The sequence below is a fragment of the Micromonospora maritima genome, from assembly GCF_902825405.1.
In the GTDB taxonomy this organism is placed as follows: Bacteria; Actinomycetota; Actinomycetes; order Mycobacteriales; family Micromonosporaceae; genus Micromonospora; species Micromonospora maritima.
In genome coordinates this window covers 1-5,841 of sequence record NZ_CADEAU010000341.1, presented here as the reverse complement: position 1 = coordinate 5,841, position 5,841 = coordinate 1, and the positions used below count along the sequence as shown (strand labels likewise).

Genomic DNA, 5,841 nt, shown 5'->3' with positions numbered 1-5,841 from the left:
CGCTCGGCGGCGTCCAGCGCCCGTTCCGGCTGGACGTCGCCGACCAGCACCAGCACCGCGCCCGCCGGGTGGACCCGCTCGGCGTGCAGCCGGCGCAACGCGGCCGGGCGGACCGCCCGCACCTGCTCGGGCTCCGGAGTCTGCACCGCGTACGGGTGCCGGCCGTAGACCCGCTTGAGCAACGCGGTCCGGGCCAGGTGGGACGGCTGGCTCTGGGCCACCTGGATCCGGTCGACCAGCCGGTCCCGCTCGGTCTGGACCCAGTCGCCCGGGTAGGTGGCGCCGGTGAGCACCTCGGCGAGCAGCTCCAGCACCCGGTCCAGCCCGGTGACCAGGGCCGCGCCGGAGAGCATCAGCCGGTCCGGGTCCACCCCGGCGGACAGCCCGCCGCCGACCTTCTGCAGCTCGGCGGCGATCTCGGTGGCGCTGTGCGCCTCGGTGCCGGCGAGCACGGTCTGCGCCAGCATGGCGCCGCGGGCCAGGTGGGCGCGCCCGAACGGCATCCAGAGGCGCAGTTCCACGAGCGGTACGGCGGGCCGCCGGACCGCGATCACGGTGAGGCCGTTGCCGAGCGTGCGCTCGGCCTGCTTCGGCACCGAGAGGCGGCGGTTGGGTCCGAGCGCCGGCAGCGGCCGGACGGTGGTCGGCGTACTCATCTCTGACCTCCGGCGACGACCTCGACGGACGCGCGGCGTTCGGGCCGCAGGGTGGCGGCGGCGGCGCGGACCTGGTCCTCGGTCACGTCGCCGACCAGCCGGGGAAGTTCGTTGAGCAGGCCCGGCTCGCCGCGCTGCTGCTCCAGGACGGCCATCCGCAGCGCCCGGCCGAGCACCGCGTCGGTGTCGCGCAGCAGGTGGGTGGCCATCCGGGCCTGGGTGCGGGCCAGCTCCCCCTCGGTCAGCCCGTCGGTGGCCAGCCGGTCCAGTTCCTCGTCGATGGTGCGCAGCACCTTGTCGACGTCGCCGCCGGGTGGCAGGTGCGCCTGGAGCAGCAACGCGGTGGGGTCGCGGACGTCGAACGGATCGCCCATGAAGCCCAGGTAGCCGCCCAGCCCGGTGACCGAGCGGTCCCGCTGCACCATCCGCTCGACCAGCCGGGACGCGTCGCCGTCGGTGAGCACCTCGGCCAGCACCACGTAGGGCAGGTAGCCGGCGAAGTCGGTGATCGGGTCGGGCACCCGCCAGGCACCGGCCACCGCCGGGAGCGGGGCCAGCGCGTCGGTGTACGTGCTGCGCCGCTCGGCGGTCAGGTCCGGCTCGGCGAAGTCGGGCCGCTGCGGGGCGGGCCGGGCCGGCACGTCGCCGAAGTGCCGCTCGATCAGGGTGGTCGCCTCGGCCACGTCGATGTCGCCGCTGACCGCGAGCACGGCGTTGCCGCTGGCGTAGTAGCGGCGGAAGAAGTCCGCCGCGTCGGCCACGGTGGCGGACTCCAGGTCGACGAAGGAGCCGTAGCCGTCGTGCGCGTTGGGGAAGGTGTCGAACATCACCGGGGGCAGCGTGAGCCAGGGAAACCCGCCGTACGGCCGGTTGAGCACGTTGACCCGGATCTCCTCCTTGACCACGTCGACCTGGTTGCGCAGGTTCTCCTCGGTCAGCCGAGGGCCGCGCATCCGGTCGGCCTCCAGGAACAGCGCCCGTTCCAGGGCGTTGCTCGGCAGCGTCTCGAAGTAGTCGGTGTAGTCGAGGTGGGTGGAGCCGTTGAACGTGCCGCCGGCGCCCTGCACGTGCCGGAAGTGGGCCAGCTTCTCCAGGTTCTCCGAGCCCTGGAACATCAGGTGCTCGAAGAGATGGGCGAAGCCGGTGCGCCCCTCCGGTTCGGAGCGGATGCCGACGTCGTAGACCACGGCCACCCCGATCACCGGGGCGCTGCGGTCCGGCGTGAGCACCACGCGCAGGCCGTTGTCGAGGGTGAACCGTTCGACCGGGTACTTCGTCGCTGGGATCTTCGCTCTCCGCGTCGGCACGAGATCGACATTAGCGCCTCCGTACCGCCCGCACCGGCGGTGTGCTCTGGCCGAACGGTGGACTGTCGCGGGACGGGTCTTGACGCCGACGGCCACGTGCCCCACTCTTCCTACCAACTAAATAGGAATACTGCGGATTGGACATGTGATGAGACGGCTCCCCCTGCGCCGCCTGGCCACCCTGGCCACCCTGGCCGTGGTCGGCGCGGCCACGCTCGGCGGCACCGCCGCGTGCGGCGACGACAGCGACGCCGCGGGCGACTCCGGCCCGGTGACGCTGCGGCTGGGCTACTTCCCCAACATCACCCACGCGCCCGCCGTGGTCGGCGTGGAGAAGGGGATCTTCAAGGAGAAGCTGGGCGGCGACGTCACGCTGGAGACGAAGACCTTCAACGCCGGTCCGGCGGCCATCGAGGCGGTCTTCTCCGGCGCGCTCGACGCCACGTACATCGGTCCGAACCCGACCGTGAACGCCTTCTCGAAGTCCAAGGGCGAGGCGGTCCGGGTGGTCTCCGGCGCCGCGTCCGGCGGCGTCGCGCTCGTGGTCAAGCCCGGCATCACCTCGGCGGAGCAGCTGCGCGGCAAGAAGATCGCCACCCCGCAGCTCGGCAACACCCAGGACGTCGCGCTGCGCTACTGGCTCAAGGAGAAGGGCCTGGAGACCACCAAGGAGGGCGGCGGCGACGTCAAGGTCGTCCCGCAGGAGAACGCGCAGACCGTCGAGACGTTCGCCAGCGGCGCGATCGACGGTGCCTGGGTGCCGGAGCCGTTCGTCTCCCGCCTGGTCAACGCCGGCGGCACGGTGCTCGTCGACGAGCGCGACCTCTGGCCGGACAAGAAGTTCGTCATCACCAACCTGCTGGTCAGCACCAAGTTCCTCAAGGCGCACCCGGACGTGGTGAAGAAGCTGGTCGAGGGTCAGGTCGCGGCGAACGAGTTCGTCAACACCAAGCCGGACGAGGCGCAGCAGGCCATCTCCGACCACATCGGCAAGATCACCGGTAAGCCGCTGGACACCAAGCTGATCAAGCAGGCCTGGCCGACGCTGGAGTTCACCAACGACCCGATCGCCTCGTCGCTGAAGACCGGCCTGGACCACGCCGTCGCGGTCGGGCTGACCCAGCCGGTCGACCTGGACGGCCTCTACGACCTCAAGTACCTCAACGAGGTGCTCAAGGCGCAGGGCAAGCCCGAGGTCACCCAGCCGTGACGTCGACCACGACGACCCCGCGCAGCGCGACCGGCTCGGTCGCGCTGCGCGGCGTGACCAAGGTGTACGGCCAGGGCGAGCAGGCCGTCCTGGCGCTGGACGGCCTGTCGCTGGACGTGGCGCCGGGCGAGTTCGTCTGCCTGGTCGGCGCGTCCGGCTGCGGCAAGAGCACGCTGCTCAACCTGGTGGCCGGCCTGGACCGGGTCAGCGGCGGCACGATCGAGCTGGGCGAGGGCGTCAATCCGGGCCTGATGTTCCAGGAGCCGGCGCTGTTCCCGTGGTCGACGGTTGAGTCCAACGTCGAGGTGCCGCTGAAGCTGCGTGGCCTTCCCCGCGACCAGCGCAAGGAGCGGGTCGCCGAGCTGCTGCGCACGGTCCACCTGTCCGAGTTCGGCCGCAAGCGCCCGCACCAGCTCTCCGGCGGCATGCGGCAACGGGTCGCGCTGGCCCGCACGCTCGCGCTGGACACGCCGGTGCTGCTGATGGACGAGCCGTTCGGCGCGCTCGACGCGATGACCCGCGACATCCTGCACGACGAGCTGGAGCGGATCTGGAGCGAGCGCAAGCTCACCGTCCTGTTCGTCACGCACAACGTGCGCGAGGCGGCCCGGCTCGCCGACCGGATCGTGCTGCTGTCCAGCCGGCCCGGCCGGATCATCTACTCCACCCGGGTCGACGTGCCACGACCCCGACGGATCGACTCGCCGGAGGTCTCGGCCATCGCCGCCGAGGTCACCGACCGGCTGCGCAAGGAGGTGGGCCGGCATGGCCAGTGACACCCTCGCCGGGTCGGCGCGGACCGACGCGGAGATCTCCGGTCTGGACGCGCTGGAGATCGCCGGCCGGGAGAAGCCGCCGTCGCGGGCGATCCGGCTCTGGGCGGCGACCTGGCCCAAGTTCGCCGCGCTGGCGCTGGCGGTCGCCATCTGGCAGGCCGTGGTCTGGAGCGGGTGGAAGGAGCCGTGGGCGCTGCCCGGCCCGGCCGTGGTCTTCGAGGACCTCGGCCGCTACGCGCTCAGCGCGTCGCTCTGGGAGGGCCTGGCGACGACCGGACGGCGGGCCCTGGTCGGCTTCGCCGCCGCGGTCGCGGTCGGCCTGCTGCTCGGTCTCGGCGTGGCCCGGGTCAAGGTGCTGCGGGCCGCGCTCGGCTCGATGATCACCGCCTTGCAGACCATGCCGTCGATCGCCTGGTTCCCGCTGGCCATCCTGCTGTTCCAGCTCAGCGAGCAGGCGATCTTCTTCGTGGTGGTGCTGGGCGCCGCGCCGTCGGTCGCCAACGGCGTCATCCACGGCGTGGACTACGTGCCGCCGCTGCTGGTCCGGGCCGGCCGCAACCTGGGCGCCCGGGGGCTCAACCTCTACCGGTACGTGATCGCGCCGGCCGCGCTGCCCGCCATCGTGGCCGGGCTCAAGCAGGGGTGGGCGTTCGCCTGGCGCAGCCTGATGGCCGGCGAACTGCTGGTGGTCATCGCCGAACGCACCTCGATCGGCGCGCAGCTCACCTACGCCCGGGACTTCTCCGACGCGCCCCGGCTGATGGCCATCATGATCGTCATCCTGGTGCTGGGCCTGCTGGTGGACACCGCGTTCGGCGCGGCCGACAAGGCGATCCGCCGCCGCTGGGGCGTGCTGGACCAGGCCGGCAACTGACGCCGTGTACATCTCCGCGCGCGCCGACTACGCGCTCCGGGCCATGCTCGCCGTCGCCGACACCGGGTCCACCGATGCCGGCGGCGGCTCCGGTAGCGGCGAACTGGTCAAGGCGGCGAGCCTGGCCGACAGTCAGGCCATCCCGCTCAGCTTCCTCCAGGGGATCCTGCTCGACCTGCGGCGGGCCGGGCTGCTGCACAGCCACCGCGGCACCGAGGGCGGTTACGCGCTGACCCGGGCGCCGGCGGAGATCAGTGTCGGTGACGTGCTCCGCGCGGTCGGCGGCGCGCTCACCAGCGTCCGGGGCATGCCGGCCGACCGGACCGGCTATCACGGGGTGGCCACCGGGCTGCGGGACGTCTGGCTGGCCGTGGACGGGGCGATCGCGCTGGTGGTGGACCGGACCACGCTGGCGGACCTGCTGGCGGACCGGGCGCCGGCGCCCTGACGCCGGGCGGGGCCCGGTGCCGGGGCCCCGCCCGGCTGCTCGCGCCCCGGGCGGTCGTGTCGGGACGCTCGTCTGTGATGAGTGCCCCACAGACGAAGGCATCCCTCCGAGGCGATATACCGCTGAGGCATATTTATGCCTCAGCGGTATATCCATTCCTACTGGACAGTCGCCGGAGGACGTCACACTGCGTGACATTCTCGATCCGGTCGACAGTGCGGATCACCCGGGCTTGAACGTGCGGGCCGCGCCACGGTCCTGCGGACCGTCCACGGTCGGGTGCCACGGGCCGAACGCGGCCACCACGGCGAGCGCCAGACCGGCGCCCGCGACCGCGAGCACCAGCAGCACCTCCCGGGCTCCGCCCGGACCGGCGTCACCCGCCATGGCCGCCCCTCCGCATCCGGCAGGTCCCCCCGGACCGCCCCCGGGCCCAGCATGCTCGCCCGGTCGGCAGCGGACAGTCGGCCAACCGACTGAACATCCGCTGATCCCCGACTCAGCGAAAGGGCGCGGCACGACCGGTCAGCGGCGGCGCGGGCGGCGGCGGGGCCGGGTCGCCGGGGCCGG

Annotated in this window: 7 protein-coding genes; 4 read left to right on the top strand and 3 right to left on the bottom strand. The window is 72.7% G+C overall.

Annotated features, from left to right (window positions below; genetic code table 11):
• Positions 1 to 656: M16 family metallopeptidase (locus tag HUW36_RS23815; protein ID WP_174530218.1), on the bottom strand; the 656-nt coding region annotated here is incomplete at its 3' end.
• Positions 653 to 1,963 carry a M16 family metallopeptidase gene (locus tag HUW36_RS23810; protein WP_174530217.1) on the bottom strand — a complete coding sequence of 437 codons (1,311 nt, stop codon included), beginning with the start codon at positions 1,961 to 1,963 and terminating at the stop codon, positions 653 to 655. The genes HUW36_RS23815 and HUW36_RS23810, both read right to left, overlap by 4 nt.
• Positions 1,964 to 2,111: 148 nt before the next feature.
• Between HUW36_RS23810 and HUW36_RS23805 the strand changes: the two genes are divergently transcribed.
• The 4 genes from HUW36_RS23805 to HUW36_RS23790 are packed head-to-tail and all read left to right on the top strand — an operon-like array spanning position 2,112 to position 5,271.
• Entirely contained in the window at positions 2,112 to 3,173 is a 1,062-nt protein-coding gene (locus HUW36_RS23805; RefSeq protein WP_174530216.1) for an ABC transporter substrate-binding protein, read from the top strand.
• Complete coding sequence (locus HUW36_RS23800; RefSeq protein WP_174530215.1) at positions 3,170 to 3,949, top strand: ABC transporter ATP-binding protein; 780 nt, start codon at positions 3,170 to 3,172, stop codon at positions 3,947 to 3,949. The genes HUW36_RS23805 and HUW36_RS23800 overlap by 4 nt, the downstream gene beginning before the upstream one ends.
• On the top strand, positions 3,939 to 4,823 hold the full coding sequence (locus HUW36_RS23795; RefSeq protein ID WP_174530214.1) for an ABC transporter permease: 885 nt from the start codon (positions 3,939 to 3,941) through the stop codon (positions 4,821 to 4,823). Before HUW36_RS23800 ends, HUW36_RS23795 begins: the two co-directional genes overlap by 11 nt.
• Positions 4,824 to 4,827: 4 nt before the next feature.
• Positions 4,828 to 5,271, top strand: coding sequence for an RrF2 family transcriptional regulator (locus HUW36_RS23790; protein WP_174530213.1), 444 nt, complete (start codon positions 4,828 to 4,830; stop codon positions 5,269 to 5,271).
• Positions 5,272 to 5,493: 222 nt separating this feature from the next.
• Here the strand turns inward: HUW36_RS23790 and HUW36_RS23785 are convergent, their stop codons facing one another.
• The gene (locus tag HUW36_RS23785) at positions 5,494 to 5,658 is read right to left on the bottom strand and encodes a hypothetical protein (RefSeq protein WP_174530212.1); all 165 of its coding nucleotides are present in this window, start codon (positions 5,656 to 5,658) and stop codon (positions 5,494 to 5,496) included.
• Between the last annotated feature and the right edge of the window lie 183 nt (positions 5,659 to 5,841).

What these genes read in the sequence shown, in the direction of transcription:
- HUW36_RS23805 (WP_174530216.1), top strand. Translation starts at nt 2,112, where the DNA reads ATGAGACGGCTCCCCCTGCGCCGCCTGGCCACCCTGGCCACCCTGGCC.
- HUW36_RS23795 (WP_174530214.1), top strand. Translation starts at nt 3,939, where the DNA reads ATGGCCAGTGACACCCTCGCCGGGTCGGCGCGGACCGACGCGGAGATC.
- HUW36_RS23785 (WP_174530212.1), bottom strand. Translation starts at nt 5,658, where the DNA reads ATGGCGGGTGACGCCGGTCCGGGCGGAGCCCGGGAGGTGCTGCTGGTG.